At 74.5% G+C, this 20,074-nt stretch carries 17 protein-coding genes; 5 read left to right on the top strand and 12 right to left on the bottom strand.

Features of this window, described 5'->3' with window-relative positions:
- Positions 1-251 precede the first annotated feature (251 nt).
- From cobT to IE287_RS16265, 6 genes are all read right to left on the bottom strand, one after another.
- On the bottom strand, positions 252-3,941 hold the full coding sequence (gene cobT / locus IE287_RS16290) for a nicotinate-nucleotide--dimethylbenzimidazole phosphoribosyltransferase (protein ID WP_189849768.1): 3,690 nt from the start codon (positions 3,939-3,941) through the stop codon (positions 252-254).
- 313 nt (positions 3,942-4,254) lie between these two features.
- Positions 4,255-5,484, bottom strand: a complete 1,230-nt coding sequence (gene cbiE / locus IE287_RS16285; RefSeq protein ID WP_189849767.1) for a precorrin-6y C5,15-methyltransferase (decarboxylating) subunit CbiE — start codon at positions 5,482-5,484, stop codon at positions 4,255-4,257.
- A gap of 73 nt (positions 5,485-5,557) precedes the next feature.
- Complete coding sequence (locus tag IE287_RS16280) at positions 5,558-6,193, bottom strand: GNAT family N-acetyltransferase (protein WP_189849766.1); 636 nt, start codon at positions 6,191-6,193, stop codon at positions 5,558-5,560.
- 166 nt (positions 6,194-6,359) lie between these two features.
- A complete protein-coding gene (locus IE287_RS16275) occupies positions 6,360-7,214 on the bottom strand; it encodes a MetQ/NlpA family ABC transporter substrate-binding protein (protein WP_189849860.1) in 855 nt (284 codons plus the stop codon).
- Between the two features lie 119 nt (positions 7,215-7,333).
- Positions 7,334-8,002 carry a methionine ABC transporter permease gene (locus IE287_RS16270; RefSeq protein WP_189849765.1) on the bottom strand — a complete coding sequence of 223 codons (669 nt, stop codon included), beginning with the start codon at positions 8,000-8,002 and terminating at the stop codon, positions 7,334-7,336.
- A complete protein-coding gene (locus tag IE287_RS16265) occupies positions 7,999-9,069 on the bottom strand; it encodes a methionine ABC transporter ATP-binding protein (protein WP_189849764.1) in 1,071 nt (356 codons plus the stop codon). Before IE287_RS16265 ends, IE287_RS16270 begins: the two co-directional genes overlap by 4 nt.
- 564 nt (positions 9,070-9,633) lie before the next feature.
- On the opposite strand from IE287_RS16265, the gene IE287_RS16260 reads away from it, so the two are divergent.
- The gene (locus IE287_RS16260) at positions 9,634-9,996 is read left to right on the top strand and encodes a hypothetical protein (protein WP_189849763.1); all 363 of its coding nucleotides are present in this window, start codon (positions 9,634-9,636) and stop codon (positions 9,994-9,996) included.
- A 2-nt stretch (positions 9,997-9,998) separates the two neighbouring features.
- Positions 9,999-10,427 carry a hypothetical protein gene (locus IE287_RS16255; RefSeq protein WP_189849762.1) on the top strand — a complete coding sequence of 143 codons (429 nt, stop codon included), beginning with the start codon at positions 9,999-10,001 and terminating at the stop codon, positions 10,425-10,427.
- Positions 10,428-10,449: 22 nt separating this feature from the next.
- Here IE287_RS16255 and IE287_RS16250 read toward each other — a convergent pair whose 3' ends face one another.
- From IE287_RS16250 to IE287_RS16240, 3 genes are all read right to left on the bottom strand, one after another.
- Complete coding sequence (locus tag IE287_RS16250; protein ID WP_189849761.1) at positions 10,450-10,929, bottom strand: GNAT family N-acetyltransferase; 480 nt, start codon at positions 10,927-10,929, stop codon at positions 10,450-10,452.
- Positions 10,930-10,954: 25 nt separating this feature from the next.
- Positions 10,955-11,500 (bottom strand): sigma-70 family RNA polymerase sigma factor, encoded by a 546-nt coding sequence (locus tag IE287_RS16245; RefSeq protein ID WP_189849760.1) that lies wholly within the window; start codon positions 11,498-11,500, stop codon positions 10,955-10,957.
- Between the two features lie 96 nt (positions 11,501-11,596).
- Positions 11,597-12,766, bottom strand: coding sequence for a glycerophosphodiester phosphodiesterase (locus tag IE287_RS16240; protein ID WP_189849759.1), 1,170 nt, complete (start codon positions 12,764-12,766; stop codon positions 11,597-11,599).
- 276 nt (positions 12,767-13,042) lie between these two features.
- On the opposite strand from IE287_RS16240, the gene IE287_RS16235 reads away from it, so the two are divergent.
- Complete coding sequence (locus IE287_RS16235; RefSeq protein ID WP_373307855.1) at positions 13,043-13,666, top strand: lysophospholipid acyltransferase family protein; 624 nt, start codon at positions 13,043-13,045, stop codon at positions 13,664-13,666.
- A gap of 75 nt (positions 13,667-13,741) precedes the next feature.
- Here IE287_RS16235 and IE287_RS16230 read toward each other — a convergent pair whose 3' ends face one another.
- From IE287_RS16230 to argH, 3 genes are all read right to left on the bottom strand, one after another.
- Complete coding sequence (locus IE287_RS16230) at positions 13,742-15,253, bottom strand: MFS transporter (RefSeq protein ID WP_189849859.1); 1,512 nt, start codon at positions 15,251-15,253, stop codon at positions 13,742-13,744.
- Between the two features lie 29 nt (positions 15,254-15,282).
- Positions 15,283-15,834, bottom strand: a complete 552-nt coding sequence (locus IE287_RS16225; protein WP_189849757.1) for a TetR/AcrR family transcriptional regulator — start codon at positions 15,832-15,834, stop codon at positions 15,283-15,285.
- A 134-nt stretch (positions 15,835-15,968) separates the two neighbouring features.
- Complete coding sequence (argH, locus tag IE287_RS16220; RefSeq protein ID WP_189849756.1) at positions 15,969-17,396, bottom strand: argininosuccinate lyase; 1,428 nt, start codon at positions 17,394-17,396, stop codon at positions 15,969-15,971.
- A gap of 137 nt (positions 17,397-17,533) precedes the next feature.
- Between argH and IE287_RS16215 the strand changes: the two genes are divergently transcribed.
- Together IE287_RS16215 and IE287_RS16210 are read left to right on the top strand one after the other, a co-directional pair.
- Complete coding sequence (locus IE287_RS16215) at positions 17,534-18,838, top strand: hypothetical protein (protein ID WP_189849755.1); 1,305 nt, start codon at positions 17,534-17,536, stop codon at positions 18,836-18,838.
- Positions 18,835-20,004, top strand: coding sequence for a hypothetical protein (locus tag IE287_RS16210; protein WP_189849754.1), 1,170 nt, complete (start codon positions 18,835-18,837; stop codon positions 20,002-20,004). The genes IE287_RS16215 and IE287_RS16210 overlap by 4 nt, the downstream gene beginning before the upstream one ends.
- Positions 20,005-20,074 lie beyond the last annotated feature (70 nt).

Here is a 20,074-nt window from a genome sequence, read left to right as displayed (position 1 = left end):
GTGCGGCGAGCGTGCGTGCCGGGCGGGCCGGACCCGACGGAAATGGTCGGACAGGCCCAAGGGAGCCGCTGCGGCGGTGAAGCGGCTGGTGGGCGGGCGTACGGCCCGGTCACCACGATATCGGTGACACGACATGGGCACCCTGTGACCCTCGTCCCTGGGGAGGCGCCGGGACGGGGCGCGGGCACGGCGCGGCCCCGGTGCCGCCGCCCCGTCGCGAGGAGGGGGCGGCGGCACCGGGGCCGTACGGACTACTTCTCGGTGACGCCCGCGGAGTCGAAGGTCGCGACCTCGTGCATCGCGCGGGCCGCGCTCTGCACCAGCGGGAGGGCCAGCAGGGCGCCGGTGCCCTCGCCGAGGCGGAGGTCCAGGTCCACCAGCGGGCGCAGGCCCAGCTTGTTGAGCGCGGCCACGTGGCCGGGCTCGGCGCTGCGGTGGCCGGCGATGCAGGCGGCCAGCGACTCGGGGGCGATGGCGCGGGCGACCAGGGCGGCCGCGCCGGTGGAGACGCCGTCGAGGACGACCGGGGTGCGCAGCGAGGCGGCGCCCAGGATGAAGCCGACGAGGGCCGCGTGCTCCAGGCCGCCGATCTGCGACAGGACGCCGATCGGGTCCTGGGGGTCCGGCTTGTGCAGGTCGAGGGCGCGGCGGACCACGTCGACCTTGCGGGCGTGGGTCTCGTCGTTGATGCCGGTGCCGCGGCCGGTGACCTCGGCCGGGTCGACGCCGGTGAAGACGGAGATGAGGGCGGCGGACGCGGTGGTGTTCGCGATGCCCATCTCACCGGTGAGGAGCGCCTTGTTCCCGGCCGCGACCAGGTCGCGGGCGGTCTCGATGCCGACCTCGATGGCGGCGACGGTCTCCTCGTGGGTCATCGCGAGGCCGGTGGTGAAGTCGCCGGTGCCGGCGCGGACCTTGCGGGGCAGCAGTCCGGGGGTGGCGGGGAGCTCGCTCGCGACGCCCACGTCGATGACGCAGACCTCGGCGCCGACCTGGTTGGCGAAGGCGTTGCAGACCGCTCCCCCGCCGAGGAAGTTGGCCACCATCTGGCCGGTGACCTCCTGCGGCCAGGGGGTGACGCCCTGGGCGTGCACGCCGTGGTCGCCGGCGAAGATCGCGACGGCGGCGGGCTCCGGGATCGGCGGCGGGCAGGCGCGGGAGAGGCCGCAGAGCTGCGCGGAGATGATCTCCAGCATGCCGAGCGCGCCGGCCGGCTTGGTCATCCGCTTCTGCCGCTCCCACGCCTCGCCGAGCGCCTTGGCGTCGAGCGGGCGGATGGAGGCGACGGTCTCCTGGAGCAGGTCGTGCGGCTCCTCGCCGGGCAGGGCGCGGCGGCCGTAGGTCTCCTCGTGGACCACCCAGGCGAGCGGGCGGCGCTTGGACCAGCCGGCCTGCATCAGCTCGGGCTCGTCCGGGAACTCGTCGACGTAGCCGACGCAGAGGTACGCGACGACCTCCAGGTGGTCGGGGAGGCCGAGCTCGCGGACCATCTCGCGCTCGTCGAAGAAGCTGACCCAGCCGACGCCGAGGCCCTCGGCGCGGGCGGCGAGCCAGAGGTTCTCGACGGCGAGGGCCGAGGAGTACGGGGCCATCTGCGGCTGCGTGTAGCGGCCGAGGGTGTGCCGGCCGCCCCGGGTGGGGTCGGCGGTCACCACGATGTTGACCGGCGTGTCGAGGATGGCCTCGATCTTCAGTTCCTTGAACTGCTTCGCCCGGGCCTTCGGCAGCGACTTGGCGTAGGCCTCGCGCTGGCGCTGGGCCAGTTCGTGCATGGTCTGCCGGGTCTCGGCGGAACGGATGACGACGAAGTCCCAGGGCTGCGAGTGGCCGACGCTGGGGGCCGTGTGGGCGGCCTCCAGGACGCGGAGCAGCACCTCGTGCGGGATGGGGTCGGAGCGGAAGCCGTTGCGGATGTCGCGGCGCTCGCGCATCACGCGGAGCACGGCCTCGCGCTCGGCGTCGTCGTAGCCGGGGGCGGCGGGGCGCGGCTCGGCGTCCTCGGCGGTGTCCTCGGCGACGACCGGGATCTCCTCCGCCAGGGCCACGACGGGCGCCTCGGCGGGCTCCCCGGCGGCGGCGTCGGCGAACGTGGCGAGGGGCTCGGTGCTCTCGGCGGGCTCGGTGGGCTCGACGGCGACGGGCTCCGCCGGGGCCACGGTGACGGGCTCCTCGGCGGCGGGCGCCTCGACGGCCTGCTCCTGCGCGGCCTCCGGCTCCTCGGGCTGAACCTGCTCAGGCTGTTCGGCCTGCTCGGTCTGTTCGGCCTGCTCGGTCTGCTGTACGGCGACGGGCGCGGCGGCCACGACGGCCTCCGGCTCGACGGCCTGGACCTCGGCGGTAACCGGGGCATCGGCGGCCTGGGCCTCGACGGCCACCGGGGCTTCCGCGGTCCCCTCCGCGGCCTCGACGGCGACCGGGGCGCCGGGCACCTCGGTCGTGACGGCCTCCGTGACCTCCGGGGTCGCGACGGGCTCCGTCACCGCGGCGGGCTCCGTCACCGCGGGGACCTCGGGCCCGGCCGCGGGCGCGTCGGCGGGGACGGCGGCCTCCACGGCCTCCGACTCCGCCGGGGTCTCGACGGCCTGGACGTCCAGGACGTCCTCGGCGGGGGCGGTGGCGGGGGTCCCGGTCTCCGGGGTCTCCTCCTGCATGGCCTCGGCCACCGGCGGACCGGCCGGCTGCTCGGCCTCGGCGGCGGGCGCCTCCTCGGCAGCGGGCGCCTCCTCGGCGGCGACGGCCTCCGGACCGGTGGTCTCCGGGGCGACGGCCTCCGGGACGACGGCCTCGGCGGGCGCCGGTGCGCCGGGCTCGCCCTCGCGCGGGGCGGGGACGACGGCCTCGGGGGTCACCGGGACCTCGGCGGCCTCCGGGACGACGGCACCGGGCTCGACGAGCGGGGTGCCGGCGGCCGGCGTCGCCGTCGGGGCGGGCTGCTCGGCGGTCGGGACGGAGCCCTCGACCTGCACGAACCCGCCGCTCTGCGGGACGACCGTTTCTGCGGGTGCCTCGGCGGGCGCCAGGGGCTCCTGCGGCTGCGCGGCCCACGGCTCGGCGGCCTGCGGGGCCGTCTGCTGGTCCTGCGCGATGTCGAAGTACTCGGGCCCGGTGGTGGGCGGTCCGGGGTTGCGCACCGGCACGGGCGCGGGTCCGGTGGCCACCAGGGACTCCGGGGCGGGGGCCGGGACCGGCTGCGCGGCGGGCACCGGCGCGGCCGGGCCCCGGTCGGCGAGCGAGCGCACGACGCCGCCGGTGGCGGTCTCGGGGACCGGCGGGCCCATGTGGAGCGGGCGGCGCGAGGGGGCGGCCGGCGGGGGAACCCGGACGCCGCCGAGGTCGACGGAGCCGGAGTCGCGGCCGGCGGCCTCGTGGGCACCGGTGTCGAGGATGCCGGGCTCGTAGCCGTGGGCGGTGGCGACGGGCTCCTGCGGGGCGACGGGGACGCCGTGCGCCGGGGTGCCGAACGGCTCCTGCGGGGCCGCCGGAACGCCCTGCGGCGGAGTGGCTCCGGCCAGGGGCACGCCGTGCGGCGGGGTGGCCGGGGCGGTCAGGCGGTCGGCGAGGACGAGGCCGTCCGGGAGCGGGCCGGTGAGGGGGTCCGGCAGCGGGTCGGTGAGCGGGTCCGGCAGCGGGTCGGTGAGCGGGTCGCCCAGCGGCACGGCGCCGAGGTCCTGGGCCGTGCCCTCGGGGGCGGCCTGCGCCGGGACCACGGGCGGGGCGGGGACGGCGACGGGCGGGGCGGGCAGGGTGCCCGGGACGTGCTCGCTCCAGGCGCCCTGGGCGCCCGGCATGAGCAGCATGTCGTCGTCCTCGGGGAGCTGCGCGGAGAGGGGGCCGGAGGGGTCCAGGTAGGTGTACGCGCCCGGAGCGGGGATGCCCGGCTGCTCGACCATGCCTGCGTTCTCCGGCAGTCCCTCGCCCGGGACCTGGCCGGTGTCCGTCATGCGTACCCCTCGCCCATCGTTGTGTTCGTTCAGAGCTGCGCCCGTCAACGAGAACGAGCGCGTGCGCCGCGCGGCACGGAGGCGCGCCGACACCCAAGCATTGTCGCGGCCCGCGGCCATCGTGGCAGGCGGATCCGCCACGGTGCGCTGTGGACTGCGCCACGTCGCGCGGTCCCCCCGGTGTCCCGCACGCCGGTGACCGTCGAGAACGGGTCGAGACGGACAGCGATTCGGGACATTGACGAACAACATGCCGAACGTCCCCGTGCGGTACAACAATCGGCCAGCCTACCTGCCCCGGCACCCGGCCGGGTCACGGGGAGCCGGTGGTCCGGCGGCCCGTGAGGAGGAAGACGACGGAGCGTTCGCGCTCGTTCCAGTCGGCGGGATCGAGGTCGACGGTCTGCAGGAGCAGGGTCTCGACGGCGTACCCGCCGGCGGTGAGGGCGGAGGTGATCGCCTCGGCCTCGTCGCGGGTGGTGGCGTGGGCGGTGATCCGTTCGGGGCGGCGGTCGGCGCAGGCGGTGACGACGGGGACGCCGCCGGCCCCGATCCGCACGACGTCGGGTTCGGGGAGGCTCTCCAGGACGTGCGGGGCACGGCCGGTGACGGTCTGGAGGAGGAGTCCGTGGCGGCGGGCGGCGGCCTCGGTGCGGGTGCGGGCGGCCGGGTCGGCGTCGACGGCGATGACGGCGGCGCCGAAGCGGGCGGCCTCGACGGCGAAGGTCCCGCCGCCGCTGCCGACGTCCCAGACGAGGTCGCCGGTGCGGGGGCCGAGGCGGGCGAGCTGGACGGCGCGCAGGGTGGGGTCCTGGCCGACGCCGGGACGCCCCTCGGAGCCGTACTCCTCCTCCCCCGCCTTCTCCGCCCAGCCGCGGACGGCCCCGGCGGCCGCGTCACGGCCCATCAGCCAGGGGGTGGCGGAGGCGCCGGTGCCGCCGGCGGCACCGATGACGAGGACGACGTTGGGGTCGCGCCAGGTGTGGTCGGCGGCCTTGTCGGAGGTGAGGACGGAGACCTGTTCGCGGGTGGTGCCCAGCTCCTCGCAGACGACGAAGGTGCGGTGGACGCCGTCGAGGAGGAGCGCGAGCTCGGCGGGGCCCGCGCCCGGGGAGGTGAGGACGGCGACCTTGGGGTGGGCGCGGCAGACGTTGACGGCGCGGCGCAGGGTGCGCTGCTGGGCGACGACGACGTGGGCGTCGTCCCAGGGCATGCCGGCCCGGGCGAAGGCGGCGGCGACCGAGGAGACGGCGGGGACGACCTCGACCTCCAGGCCGTGCTCGGGGGCCCGCAGCGTGCGGACGACGCCGAAGAAGCCGGGGTCGCCGTCGGCGAGGACGACGGCGGTGCCCCGGTGGCCGGCGATCCGGCGGGCGGCGAGGCCGACGCTGCCGAGCCGGATCCGCTCGGCGCCGGGGGGCACCTCGGGGAGCGCCAGGTGGTGGGCGGCGCCGGCCACCAGGGTGGCGGCCGAGAGCGCGGACCGGGCCGCCTCGGTGAGGGGCGAGCCGTCCCAGCCGATCACCGTGACCCGGTCGGCCATCGCGTCTGTCTCCTGTGCTGTCGTCGCAGGTCGGGGGCGTGCCGAGCGTACCCCGGGTCGTGGTCCCCGGGGTTCAGCTCCAGTCGGTGTACGAGGAGTATCCGGCCTCGGCCATCTGGTCGGCCACGCCGTCGAGGTCCTCGGGGAGGAGGCCCCAGACGATGAAGTCGGTGCGCAGCTCGGTCCAGCTGCCGTCCTCGGTGCGGGTGCGGGCTATGCAGGCGTTGCGCAGCACGCCTTCGCTGATGCAGCCGATCTTCTGGGCGACCTGCTGGGAGGCGGTGTTGTCCGCCGCCGTGCGGAGCTCGATGCGCTCGAACTCCTGGGCGGTGAAGAGCCACTGGGCGGTGGCGAGCGCGGCCTCGGAGGCGTAGCCCTCGCCGCGGGCCCAGGGGGCGATGATGTAGGAGAGTTCGGTGGAGCGGACCCGCCAGTCGGTCCTGGCCAGCTGGACGACGCCCACCAGACGCTGGGTCAGGAACTCGGTGACGGCGAGGTCGAGACCGCGGCCCGCGGCGCGTTCGGCGGGGGCGTGGCCGGTGATCCAGCGGCGTGCGGCGTCCTCGGAGTAGGGCTGGGGGACGGCCGTCCACGCGCCGACCATCTCGTCGTTCATCATCTCGGCCAGGGCGGGGGCGTCGGCCGCTTCGAGCGCGCGCAGCACCAGCCGGTCCGTGCTGATGGAGATGTCCGGAAAGGTGGTAGTCATGCGCAGCTCCGTACCGAAGACCGTCCGTTGAGACCGTGAACGCACAGCATGCAGCATGGGACGCACGGTGCGCATGGCCGGGTCGGGGGTGGGGCCGGCAGGCGCGAGGCCCCGCGCGCCGGACGGGGCGGGCGGGGCCTCGCGCTCAAGGAGCTTGCCGGTGGCCTTACTTGGCGGGGCCGAAGGCGGGGATGACGGAGCCCTTGTAGGTGTCCTCGATGTACTTCTTGACCTCGGGCGAGTTCAGGAGCTTGGCGAGCTTCTGCACGCGGGCGTCGTTCTCGTCGCCCTCCTTGACGGCGAGGAAGTTGGCGTACGGGTTGCCCTCGGCCTTCTCCAGGGCCAGGGCGTCCGTCGCCGGGGAGAGCTTGGCCTCGATCGCGTAGTTGCCGTTGATGACGGCGGCGTCGACGTCGTTCAGGGCGCGGGGCACGGTGGCGGCCTCCAGCTCCTTGAACTCCAGGCCCTTCTTGTCGGTGATGTCGGAGAGCTTGGCGTCGGTGCCGACGCCGTCCTTGAGGGTGATGAGGCCGTTCTCGGCGAGGAGGTGGAGCGCGCGGCCCTCGTTGGTGGTGTCGTTGGGGACGGCGACGGTCTGGCCGGCCTTGATGTCCTTGAGCGACTTCAGGCTCTTGGAGTAGAGGCCGAGCGGCTCCAGGTGGACGTTGACCACGGGGACGATGGTGGTCTTGTTCTTCTTGTTGAAGTCGTCGAGGTACGGCTTGTGCTGGAAGAAGTTGGCGTCGACCTGGCCGCTCTGGGTGGCGGTGTTCGGCAGGACGTAGTCGGTGAACTCCTTCACCTCCAGCTTCAGGCCCTCCTTGGCGGCCAGGTTGTCCTTGACGAAGTTCAGGATGTCGGCGTGCGGCGTCGGGGACGCGGCGACGACGAGCGGCTTGTCGGCGGAGGCGGCGCCCTCCTTGGCGGAGGACGGGTCCGAGGAGGTGCCGCAGGCGGTGAGGCCGAGGGCGAGGGCGGTGACGGAAGCGAAGCCGGCGGCGAGCTTGATGTTCTTGCGCACGAAGAGTGCCTCTTTCATGTGGAGCGGTGGACGCCTGGACAACAAGTCCGGGCTCTGGTCCTCGGGGCCGGGTGCCGTCGGGTGACGAATCGTTTCGGCTGAAGAGGTGTGAGGTGCCGTCAGGCCGTGCGGCCGCGACGGGCGAGGAGTCGTACGACCCCGTCGCCGACGAGCTGGACGATCGTGACGATCGCGACCAGGACGACGACGGTGACGAGCATGAAGGTGGTGTCGAAGCGCTGGTATCCGTAGGTGACGGCCTTGGAGCCGAGACCCTCGCCGCCGACCGCGCCGGCCATCGCGGAGTAGCCGATGAGCACGATGACGGTGGTGGTGACGGCGGCGACCAGCGAGGGCAGGGCCTGCGGGAGGAGCACCTTGCGGACGATGGTCGGGATGCCGCCGCCCATGGACTGGACGGCTTCGACGAGGCCGTGGTCGACCTCGCGGATCGCGGTCTCGACGAGGCGCGCGAAGAAGGGGATGGCGCCGATGGCGAGCGGCACGATCATCGCGGTCGGTCCGATGAAGGTGCCGACGACGAAGGTCGTGAAGGGGATCAGGGCGATCAGCAGGATGATGAACGGCAGCGAACGGCCGATGTTCACGATCGCACCGACGACCTTGTTCAGGGGCCGGTTCCGGAGCAGTCCGCCCTTGTCCGTGAGGACGAGCAGGATGCCGAGCGGGAGGCCGCCGACGATGGTGACGACGGTGGCCCACAGCACCATGTAGAGGGTGTCGACCGTGCCCTGTTCGAGCAGGGGCCGCATCTCTTCCCAGGTCACTTGGCAGTCTCCTTCACGAGCACGTGCTGCTGGGCGGGGACCGCGGGCGCGGCGTCGTCCCGCGGGTCTTCGACGCGTTCGACCTGGAGGCCCTGCTCGCGCAGGAAGCCGACCGGGACGACGTTCTCCTCGTACCGTCCGGGCAGTTCGATCCGCATGCGGCCGATCTGCTTCCCGCCGACGGTGTCCATCGCGGCTCCGAGGATGGAGATGTCGATGTTGTACGTGCGGGAGAGCTGCGAGATCACCGGCTGGGTGGCGGCCTCGCCGTGGAAGGTGACGTCGACGACCGTGCGGTCCGGCCCGGCGGCCTGTCCGCTGACCGGGAACAGCTCGGCGGCCAGCTGGGAGCCGGGGGTGGCGAGGAGCTCGCTCACGGTGCCGGACTCCACGATGCGGCCCTTCTGCATGAGGGCGGCGGAGTCGCAGATGGTCTTGACGACGTCCATCTCGTGCGTGATGAGCAGGACGGTCAGGCCGAGCTGCCGGTTGAGGTCGCGCAGGAGCTGGAGGATGGAGCGGGTGGTCTCCGGGTCGAGGGCGCTGGTGGCCTCGTCGGAGAGGAGGACCTTGGGCTCGCCGGCGAGGGCGCGGGCGATGCCGACGCGCTGCTTCTGGCCGCCGGAGAGCTGGCCGGGGTAGCTCCGGGCCTTGTCGGCGAGGCCGACGAGGTCGAGGAGTTCGAGGGCCCTGCGGGACCGCTCGGCGGACGGGACGCCGAGGATCTCCAGGGGGAGCTCGACGTTGTCCCGGACGGTGCGGGAGGACAGCAGGTTGAAGTGCTGGAAGACCATGCCGATGCGGCTGCGGGCGCGGCGCAGGTCCTTCCCGGCGCGGCGGCCCTTGCCGGCGAGGGCGGTGAGGTCGACGCCGTCGACGGTCACCGTGCCGGAGGTGGGGCGCTCCAGGAGGTTGACGCAGCGGATCAGGGAGGACTTGCCGGCGCCGCTCTGGCCGATCACGCCGAAGACCTCGCCCTCGCGGACGTGGAGGTCGACGCCGTCCAGGGCGGTGACCTGGCGGCCGCGTGACTCGTAGACCTTGGTCAGGCCCGAAGTGGTGATCACAGGGGTTTCCGTCACTGTCGAGTGCGCGACGCGTGGGTCCGCCGTGCACGGGGCGTTCGTCAATCGGACAGTCAGGCGCACGGAAGCCGCTCCGGCGGTCGGCCGGGGAGGCGGTGTGCGCGGGGCAGGCGCGGTCCGGCGCCGGTGGGGCGGTCGGATCGGCTGGCCGTCGGGGTCTCGCTTCGGGGCGCGAGGCTCAGGCGGGGGCCCTCAGAAGGCGCACATTCGACACATACAACGAGCACCGGGCGTCAGGTTCGCCTCGGTCGCAAGGATGCGGCTGCTCGTCGTGGTCATGGCTGCAAGTAAAGCATGCGCAGTCGCGAACGGAAGCGGGGTGTCCGCATTCCGGACGTCGCTGAGACGCCATGCGGACGGTGCCGGGCGCGCCCGCGTCCCGTGCGGCCTGCGGTGGAGGGGGCTCCGGGGCGGTGCGGGAGGAGGGGCGGGCACCGGCGAATGTGGCCAAGGCCACGACCTCCCCCGCGGATCGCGCGGGACCGGCGGAGGGGCGGGGCGGGGCCGAGCGCATCGGGCCATTCGACCCGTAATACCCTCGGGCGCATGCTTGACGCCCTCACGGTCGCGGTCTCGGTGGCCGCGCTCGCCCTCGCCGCCTGGTGCGGCTTCGCCGCCTACCGGGACCAGCCGACCAAGGACTGGCACTTCATCGGCATGGCCGTGGTGACCTTCCTGGTCCTGGTCCAGCTGGTCGTCGGCATCGTGCAGCTGGTCCGCGGCGAGAAGGCGGAGGAGGGGACGACGATCTTCGTCGCCTATCTGCTCGGCGCGCTGTGCGCGGTGCCGATCGCCGGTTTCATGTCGCTGGCCGAGCGGACCCGCTGGGGCTCGGCGACGGTGGCGGCGGGCGCGATCGTGCTGGCGGTGCTGGAAGTGCGTCTCTTCGACATCTGGACGGTGGGCTGATCATGACGGAGACGCAGGAGCGGACCGCCGGGGAGGGCGGCCGGACCCGGCTCGTCACGGGCCCCGGGATGCTGCTGGTGTGGCTGTACGGCGTGATGTCGGTGGGCGCGGCCTCGCGCTCGGTCTACGAGATCAGCGCCAAGTTCGACGAGGCGCCGCTGGCGTACGCGCTCTCCGCGCTGGCGGCGGTCGTCTACGTCTTCATCACGTACACGCTGGTGCGCGGCGGGGAGACGGCGCGCAGGGCGGCGCTGGTGTGCTGCGCCGCCGAGCTCGCGGGCGTGCTGGTGGTGGGGACCTGGACGCTGGTGGAGCCGTCGGCCTTCCCCGACTCCACGGTGTGGTCGGAGTTCGGCTACGGCTACGTCTTCATCCCCGTGCTGCTGCCGCTCAGCGGCATCTGGTGGCTGCGTCGGTCGCGTACCGCCTGAACGGGCAGCCGTGGGGCGGGCGTCAGGCGGCCTTCTCCAGGGTGACGAGCGTGAGGCGGGGGCCCACCTCGCGGGCGCCGACCTGGGCGTAGCCCTTGGCGCGGTAGAGGCGGAGGTTGCCCTCGCTGCGGTGGCCGGTGAAGAGCTGGAAGCGCTTGGGGGCGGCGTCCGTCCCGGCGGGGTGGCGCTCGATGGCGTCGAGGAGCCGGCCGCCGATGCCGTGGCGCCGCATGCGCGGGTGCACGATCAGCTTGGCGATGTGCACCGTGCCGTCCTCGTCGGTCCGGGCGCGCACCGAGGCGATCACCTCGTCCCCGAGCCGGGCCACCAGGCCGTACCCCTCCGCCAGCTCGGCGCGGACGGCGTCGAGCGACTGGGTGAGCGGTTCGATGGACCAGTCTCCGTAGAGCTCGGCCTCGCTCTGGTAGCAGAGGTACTGCAGCTTCAGGATCTGCTCCGCGTCGCGCGCGTCCGCCGCCGAGATGGTCACACTCAGGCCCATGTGTGCATGCCTCCCGCTCATCTGCTCACCGATCGGTCCCCCGCACCCTTCCCCGTCGGCCGGATGCGGGAACCTCTGCCGCGAGCATTCTGCGCAGGCATCCCAGGCAACGGGAACGCATCGGCCCCAGACTGCCTTGTGAGATACCCAACGTTCCTGCGATTTCCCGGTAGGTGGGGTCCGCGGGGTCGAGCATCGCGTTCAGCAGGCGGGGGCAGCGGCCGGGTGTCCGGGTGACGGCGGCCCGCAGGGCGCGGCGGCGTTCGGCGGTGAGGGCGGAGCCTTCCGGCGAGCCGGGGGCCTCCGGGTCGCCGCCCGGCGGGACCTCCTCGTGGTAGGGGCGTTCGCGGCCGCTGGTGCGGCGGGCCCGGCGGGCCTCGGCGCGGACGGCCCGGCGGAGCCAGTCGGCGGGGCGGTCGGGGGCGCCGTCGGCGCGGAGGCGCTCCAGGAGGCGCAGCCAGACGGCCTGTTCGAGGTCGCCGGCCTCGATCCCGGCGGCCGCGGCCTCGGCCCGGGACTCTGCGGCGAGCAGCGGGGTGAGGGCGGCGAGGAGGGTTTCCTGGGAGCTCATGTCCGCCACGATGCGGCGGCGCGGCGGCGCGGTTGCGCCCGGGGAGGGGAACCACCCGGTCGGCGTACCGCACCGACCGGGAGGCCCGGCGCCGGGTCAGCGGGCGCGGAAGTCCTCGGCGGCCAGGAGGGCGGTGTCGGGGTTGTCGGAGAAGACGCCGTCGATGCCGGTCGCGAAGTACCGCTCCAGCGCGCCGAAGGCGTCGCCGTAGGCGGCCGGGTCGGTGCCCCTGCGGAAGTCGGCCGGCAGGAAGGTGTTCTCGTTGCGCTGGGTGTACGGGTGGAGGATCAGGCCCTCGGCGTGGGCGTCCCGCACCAGGGTGGTGGGGGTGCCCAGCCGGCCCGCGGCGTCCTTGGGGATCACCAGGTCGAGGGTGGGGCCGATGCCCTGGGCGTACGAGGCGATCCAGCGCAGCCCGGCCGGGGTGACGAGGTCGGCGACGGTCCGCGGGTCGCCGGCCTCGACGAAGTCCCAGGGGCGGGTGGACGCGCCGGAGAGCAGCACCACGAGCGGGGAGTCGACCAGTTTCGACAGGCGCTGGACGCTGCTGGGCTCGAAGGACTGGAGGAAGACCGGGGAGTGGGCGCGGTGGCGGCCGTGGCGGCGGAGCAGCTTCGCCAGGCGCTCCTCCAGGCCGAGGCCGATCGAGCGGAAGTACGAGGGGTGCTTGGTCTCGACGTGGAGCCAGATCTCGCGGCCCCGGCGGCGGCCCTCCTCGTCGGCCCAGCGCAGGACCTCCTCGAAGGTGGGGATCGTCCAGCGCCCGTCGTAGAGGGTGTTCTCCTGGCGGGTGCCGGGGATGCGCTCCCCGGCGCGGAGGGTCTTCAGCTCGGCGAGGGTGAAGTCCTCGGTGAACCAGCCGGTGTACGTCACGCCGTCGACGGACTTGGTGGTCCTGCGCGAGGCGAACTCGGGGTGGTCGGCGACGTCGGTGGTGCCGGTGATGTCGTTCTCGTGGCGGCAGACGAGGTGCCCGTCCCTGGTGGGGACGAGGTCCTGCTCGATGACGTGGGCGCCGAGGTCCAGGGCGTGCCGGTAGGAGCCGAGGGTGTGCTCGGGGCGGTAGCCGCTGGCGCCGCGGTGGGCGATGACGGTCGGGACGGGCAGCGAGCGGTAGCCGCGGCCGTGGCCCGGCGGGCGGCCGGTCTCGGCGGCCCGCGCGGTGCCGGCGCCGGCGGCGAGCCCGGCGGAGGCGCCGAACGCGGCGGCGCCGGCCGCACCGAGCAGCGTGCGGCGGGCCGGGGTCCGGGGTGCGCCCTGGGTCATGGGGGTCCTCCTGTGTGATGTGCCGCACCTGGCGGTGGGTGGTCCCGACGCTAGGCAGTGATCCCCTACGGGCGGCGGACCTGGGCGGAACATGGCGGAAACACGCGTCAACACCGTGTATCCGTTCGGTGAACCCGATGTGCGGACGGCGGCGACCCGCGAGTATCGTCCCGTGCTGCACCGTCGGCTCCCCGCAGCCGCCCGCCCGACACCGGAGGAACCGCGTTGTCCCGTCACGCGATCGTCAAGGCCACCCTCGGTCCGATCCTGCGCCTGATGTTCCGCCCCCGGGTCGAGGGCGCCGAGAACGTGCCCGGGACCGGGCCGGTGATCCTCGCGGGCAACCACCTCACCTTCATCGACTCGATGATCATGCCGATCTGCCTGGACCGTCAGGTCTTCTTCATCGGCAAGGACGAGTACGTGACGGGCAAGGGGATCAAGGGCCGGCTGATGGCCTGGTTCTTCACCAGCGTCGGCATGATCCCGGTGGACCGGGACGGCGGCCGCGGCGGTGTCGCCGCGCTGATGACCGGCCGCCGGGTGCTGGAGGAGGGCCGGATCTTCTCGATCTACCCGGAGGGCACCCGCTCCCCCGACGGCCGGCTCTACCGGGGCCGTACGGGCGTGGCCCGGCTGACGCTGATGACCGGCGCGCCGGTCGTCCCCTTCGCGATGATCGGCACGGACCGGGCGCAGCCGGGCGGTGCGGGCATCCCGCGTCCGGTGCAGGTGACGGTCCGCTTCGGCGAGCCGCTGGAGTTCTCCCGGTACGAGGGCATGGACCGCGACCGGTACGTGCTGCGGGCGGTGACGGACTCGGTGATGGCGGAGGTCATGCGGCTGTCGGGCCAGGAGTACGTGGACATGTACGCCACGAAGGCGAAGGAAGCCGCGTAGCGGCGAGCGGTACGCGTGAGGGCGCCCCCCGGATCCGGTCCGGGGGGCGCCCTCTTCCCGTGGGGACGGGGTCCGTCAGTGCTCGGCGCCGTCCACGAGCTTCTGGTCCCTCAGGAGGAACCAGGCGGCCACGGCGGTGGCGAGGAGGACGGCCGCGCCGACGCCCGCGGCGATCCGCAGGCCGTCGACGAAGGCGTCCTGGGCGGCGGCGACGAGCGCGCCCGCCTGGGCCGGGGCGAGGGCCGAGGAGGCCTCGACGGCTCCGCCGAGCGAGTCGTGGGCGGCCGCGGCGACGTCCGAGGGGACGCCGGCCGGCGTGGTGAAGCCCCGGTAGACGCCGGTCACGATGGAGCCGAGGACGGCGATGCCGAGGGCGGCGCCGAGCTCGTAGGCCGTCTCGGAGACGGCGGACGCGGAACCGGCCTGGTCCTTGGGGACGCTGGAGAGGATCACGTCGGCGGTGACGGTGAAGGCGAGGCCGGCGCCGACGCCGACGACGAGCAGGCTCGCGCCGAGGATCGGGTAGCCGGTGGTGCGGCCGATGACGGTCAGCACCGCGAGGGCGAGGCCGATGGCGGCGAGGCCGCCGGCGACGGCCGTGCGGACCGAGAAGCGTCGGGCGAACCGGCCGGCGAGCAGACCGGCCGTCACCGATCCGATGGCGGCGGGCAGTTCGGCGAGGCCGGCCTCCAGCGGTGCGCGGCCCTGGACCAGCTGGAAGTACTGGGACAGGAAGAACACCAGGCCGGCGAGGCCGAGGATGGTCAGCAGGTCGGCGAGGACGGCGCCGGAGAAGCCGCGGTTGCGGAAGAGGCGCATGTCCAGGAGCGGGGCCGGCAGGGTGAGCTGGCGGCGGACGAACCAGGTGAGGCCGCCGGCGCCGACGAGCGTGGCGACGGCCACGTCGAGGGTGGGGCCGTGCGAGGCCAGTTCCTTGACCGCGTAGACGACGCCGATCATGCCGACGAGGGAGAGGCCGACGCTGGGCAGGTCCCAGGGGCCCGGGTTCGGGTTCCTCGACTCGGGGATCAGCTTGATCCCGACGACGACCAGGACGGCCATCACGGGCAGGTTGATGAGGAAGACCGAGCCCCACCAGAAGTGCTCCAGGAGGAAGCCTCCGACGACCGGGCCGACGGCGGCGCCGGCCGAGGCCATGGCGCCCCAGATGCCGATGGCGAGGCTGCGCTCGCGCGGGTCGTGGAAGAGGTTCCGGATGAGGGCCAGGGTGGACGGCATCAGGGTCGCGCCGGCGACGCCGAGGAGCGCGCGGGCGGCGATCATCATCTCGGGGCTGGTCGCGTAGGCGTTCAGGACCGAGACGGCGCCGAACGCGGTGGCGCCGATCAGCAGCAGCTTCTTGCGGCCGATGCGGTCGCCGAGGCTGCCCATGGAGACCAGCAGGCCTGCGATGACGAAGGAGTAGACGTCGCCGATCCAGAGCAGCTGGGTGCCGGTGGGCTTCAGGTCCTCGGAGAGGAACGGGGTCGCCAGGCCGAGCACCGTGGCGTCCACGGCCACGAGCAGCACGGCCAGGACGAGCACGGCGAGGGCGAGCCACCGGCCGGGACGGCGCACGCCCTCCATATGGCTCTCGTGCCGAACGGTTTCGGTGATCACTTCTCCACGCTCCTGCGCGCTCCGCCGAGCAGCAGCTCGGCGATCATGTAAGAAAAGTCGTTGGCGGCGACCCGCCCGTCGGCGACGGCCCAGGCTCCCGAGCCGATCAGCCCGTAGAACGCCTCGCACAGCCAGGCGGGGCTCAGGTCGATCCGGAAGGTGCCCTCCTCCTGGCCGCGCCGGAAGAGGGCGACGAGCCGGGCGTCGAGCCGGGACCATCCCTCGTTCTGCCCGTCGCCCTCGAACAGCTGGTTCTCGGTGACGAGGAAGGCGAGCAGGGAGGCGGCGGGCTGCGAGGCGGTGACGAGTCTGCGGACCGCCTCGTCGGCGGGCCCCTCCTCGATCCGGGCCGCGTCGAGCGCGGCCTCGGCCTCCTCGATGCACAACTGTTCCAGCGCCCGCACGAGGGCGTCCCGTCCGGCGAAGTGCCGGTGGAGGGTGGCCCGGCCGATGCCCGCGGCCCGGGCGACCTCGTCCATGGTGGCGGTCGCCTTGCGGGAGAGCAGGGCGGCGGCGGCGCGGAGCACCTGGGTGCGGTCGACTGACATGAGACGAACATACACCACGTGAGACGCTTTTGTCTCACACGGGATGCCGAACGCTCATCGCGTCGCGGAGGGAACGCGAAAACGCCGGAAGGCCCCGTACGGGGCCTTCCGGGAGGTGGGACGGGGGGCGGGGGCTACTTCTTGGCGTCCGCCCAGGCGTGCTGGATCACCAGGTCGGCCTTGACCTCGACGAGCTGGACGGCGACGGCGGAGGGGGCGGTGCCGCCGCGCCCGTTGCGGGAGGCGAGGGCGCCGGGGACGTCGAGGACCGTGCGGACCTCGGGGGTGAGGTGCTCGGAGATCTTGGCGAACTGCTCGTCCGTCAGCTCGTCCAGCTCCTTGCCCTCGGACTCGGCGACCTTGACGCACTCGCCGGCCACCTCGTGGGCGACCCGGAACGGCACGCCCTGCCTGACCAGCCACTCGGCGATGTCGGTGGCGAGCGAGAAGCCGGCGGGGGCCAGCTCCTCCATGCGCTCCCGGTGGACGGTGAGCGTGGCCATCATGCCGGTGAAGGCGGGGAGCAGGACCTCCAGCTGGTCGCAGGAGTCGAAGACCGGCTCCTTGTCCTCCTGGAGGTCGCGGTTGTAGGCGAGCGGCAGGGCCTTGAGGGTGGCCATCAGTCCGGAGAGGTTGCCGATGAGACGGCCGGACTTGCCCCGGGCGAGCTCGGCGATGTCGGGGTTCTTCTTCTGCGGCATGATCGACGAACCGGTGGAGAAGGCGTCGTGCAGGGTCACGAAGGAGAACTCCTTCGTGTTCCAGATGATGATCTCCTCCGCGATCCGGGAGAGGTTCACCCCGATCATCGCCGTGACGAAGGCGAACTCGGCGACGAAGTCGCGGGAGGCCGTGCCGTCGATCGAGTTGCCCGCCGAGCCGCGCTCGAAGCCGAGGTCCTTGGCGACCGCCTCCGGGTCGAGCCCGAGGGAGGAGCCGGCGAGGGCGCCGGAGCCGTACGGGGAGACCGCCGTCCGGGTGTCCCACTGGCGCAGCCGCTCGGCGTCCCGTGAGAGGGACTGGGCGTGGGCGAGGACGTGGTGGGCGAAGAGCACCGGCTGGGCGTGCTGGAGGTGGGTGCGGCCCGGCATGGCGACGTCCGGGTGCGCCTCGGCGAGGCCCACCAGCGCGTCCTGGAGGTCGGCGATCAGGCCGCCGATGATCCGGGCGTGGTCGCGGAGGTACATCCGGAAGAGGGTGGCGACCTGGTCGTTCCGGGACCGGCCGGCCCGCAGCTTGCCGCCGAGCTCGGCGCCGAGCCGCTCCAGGAGCCCCCGCTCCAGGGCGGTGTGGACGTCCTCGTCGGCGACGGTGCCGACGAAGGAGCCGTCGGCGACGTCCGCCTCCAGCAGGTCCAGGCCCGCCAGCATGCGGGTCAGCTCGTCCTCGGTGAGGAGTCCGGCCTTGTGGAGCACGCGCGCGTGGGCCCGGGATCCGGCGATGTCGTAGGGGGCGAGGCGCCAGTCGAAGTGCACCGAGGCGGAGAGCTTCGCGAGGGCCTCGGCCGGACCGTCGGCGAAGCGGCCGCCCCAGAGCCGGACGTCACCGTTGTTGCTGCTCACTTCTGGTTGCTCCTCGCCTCGACTACCGAAACCCTTGATGCATGAGTATGCAGAACTCCGCATGATTCGTCAATCGACCTCCGGTCGGCGCCGAAATCCCCGGGTGGGACCGGCGGACGCGCGGATACAGTCCGCGCATGACGACCGACCGGCCACCGGCCACCCCCCACCTTCGCGGGGACGAGCCCCTTCCGCACGGCACGACACAGGCTCCGGCGGCCGGCGCCCCGTGGTACGCGGGCGAGCTGTACGGCGCCGCCTGGGCCGGGCCCGCGGACGCCGTCCGGCTCGCCTCGGTGCGGACCGCCCTCCGGGCGGCCCGGGGGCCGGAGGGCCGCCGCGTCCTCCTCGGCTTCCTGGAGGTCTGCGAGGACTCCGAGATACGCGTCCGCTCGCTCCGGCAGGCCCTCGCCGCACAGCTGCTCACCGCCGGGGACCTGGTCGGTCTCGCCCTCCGCCACCACGACCGGCGCGTCCGGCGGCTCGCCGCGCGCGTGCTGCCGGAGCTGCCCGGCGCCGGTCCGCTCCCGGACCGGCTGGCCTCCGCCGACGACCCCGCCGTCCGGGGCGAGGCCGTGGCCCGCTTCCGCGCCGCCGGACGGACCGACGCGCTCGCGGCCCACCTGGCCGACCCCTCCCCCTGGGTGCGGGGCCTCGCCCGCGCCGGCCTGCGGGAGGCCGGCGACGACCCGCACGCCCGCCTCCGCACGCTCTGCGCCGACCCGGCGGCGGTCACGCCCCCGGCGGTCAGCGGGCTCGCGGAGGAGCGGGACCCCGCGGACGTCCCCCTGCTCCGGACGCTCACCGGGCACGCCGACGGCGGCGTGCGGGCCCGGGCGCTCGACGGACTGCGCCTGCTGGGCGCCCTCACGGACGCGGAGCTGCCGCCGTACGCCGACGACCCCGACCCGCGGGTCGGGGCGATCGTGCTGCGCACGCTGCGGGACGACCCCGAGGCGCTGCGCGGCCTGCTCGGCCACCGGCACGCACGCGTGCGGGCCCGGGCCCTGTCCCTCCTCCACCGGCACGGAGCGGTCGGCTGGGACGAGGCGCTGACGCACTTCGCCGACCCGGCGCCGGAGGCCGCCCGGGCGGCCCGCCGGGTGCTCTCCTCCCTCGCCCACGGGCACACCACGGAGCGGCTCGTCGCCCTCGCGGCCCCGGGCGGGACGCCCGCGCTCCGGGCGCTCGCCATGGACCTCCTCGGCCACCGCTACGACGACCGGGCCCTGCTCCACGCGCTGCGCCTGCTGGACGACCCGCAGCCCGGCGTCCGCGCGGCCGCCCGCCGGCAGGCGCGGCGGCTGCGGCGCTGGAGCGACGCCTCCCCCACGGGCCTGTACGGGGAGGAGATCCGCGCCCTCTACGCGGCGCACCCGGAGTTCGCGCCGCGCCGCTGCTCGGCGTGCGAGGGTCCGGGGACGCCCGGGTGCCTCGCGTGAGCCGCGGGACGGAGCCGCGGACGGCGGCCGTACGGAGGCTGGAGCGGGGCCTCCCCCTCCACCGGGTGATCGACGTGACGCGCCCGAAGGCGTGGGCCGACCTCGACGAGTCCGTCCGGCGGGCGGCCCTCCACGGCGACCTGAACCCCTCGCACACCTGGCTCACCGGGACGGAGGGCACGGAGTGGCGGCGGCTGTGGCGACGTCAGGTCCCCGCCTCCCCGCCTCCGCATCCGTCCCCGCCCCCGAAGCCGTCCGAGGCGCGGCTCGCGCTCGCGCTGTGCGACCCCGACGGGCGGATCCGGGAGGCCGCGCTGCCGTACGCGGCGGGGCGCCCGGAGCTGCTGCCGCTGGTCGCGGTCCGGGCCGCGGACTGGGCGGAGCCGGTACGCGCGCGTGCCCTGGCGCTGCTGCGGGCCGAGCTGCCCGGCGCCTCCCACGAGACGCTGGCCGTCACCGCGCCGGTGATCCTGCGGCTCACCGCACGCCTGCGGGGCGACGGGGCGGCCGGACTGCTGGACGGGCTGCTGCGCACCGGGCCCGGGTCGGCCGCCGGCGCGCTGCTCCTCGGCTGCCGTGACGCGGCCACCCGGCGGGCCGCGCTCGGCATCGTCCTCGACCGGGGACTGTACGACGGCCTCGGCCTGGCGCTGGTGGCCGCCGGGGACCACGACCCCGTGGTGCAGGAGCGGGCGGCCTCGGCGGCGATCGCGGCCGGCGAGCCCGGGGCGACGGTGCCCGTCCTGCTGGGCGCCCGCTTCGGACGGGTGCGGGCGGCCGGGGTCACCGCGCTGCGCGGGGCCGACCGGCACGCGGAGGCGGAGCCGTACCTGTACGACCGGTCGGGGCGCACCCGGGCCTGCGCCCGCTGGGTGCTGCGTCGGGGCGGGACCGATCCGGCGGACGTCTACCGGGCGGCGTGCGCGGCCCCCGAGGTGCCGGACCGGGCGCCGCTCGGTCTCGGGGAGTGCGGCACGCGGGCCGTGGACGCGCCCCGGCTGCGGGAGCTGACGGCGCATCCGGACGGCCGGGTGCGGGCGTCGGCGGTCGCCGGGCTGCGGCTGCTCGACGCCGTGGAACCGCGGCGGATGAAGGCGCTCCTGGAGGATCCCGACCCCCGGGTCGTGCGGGAGGCGGCGCGCGCCCTGCGTCCCTGGACCGGCTGAACTCCCGGGGGGCGGCGGCCCGTCCGGTCCGCGATGAGACGGTCCGCCGCGGCGGGTCCGCGCGACGGAG

Source organism: Streptomyces omiyaensis, from assembly GCF_014650895.1.
GTDB lineage: Bacteria > Actinomycetota > Actinomycetes > Streptomycetales > Streptomycetaceae > Streptomyces > Streptomyces omiyaensis.
The sequence above is the reverse complement of the archived record's forward strand: the minus strand, read 5'-3'. Positions and strand labels throughout refer to the sequence as shown.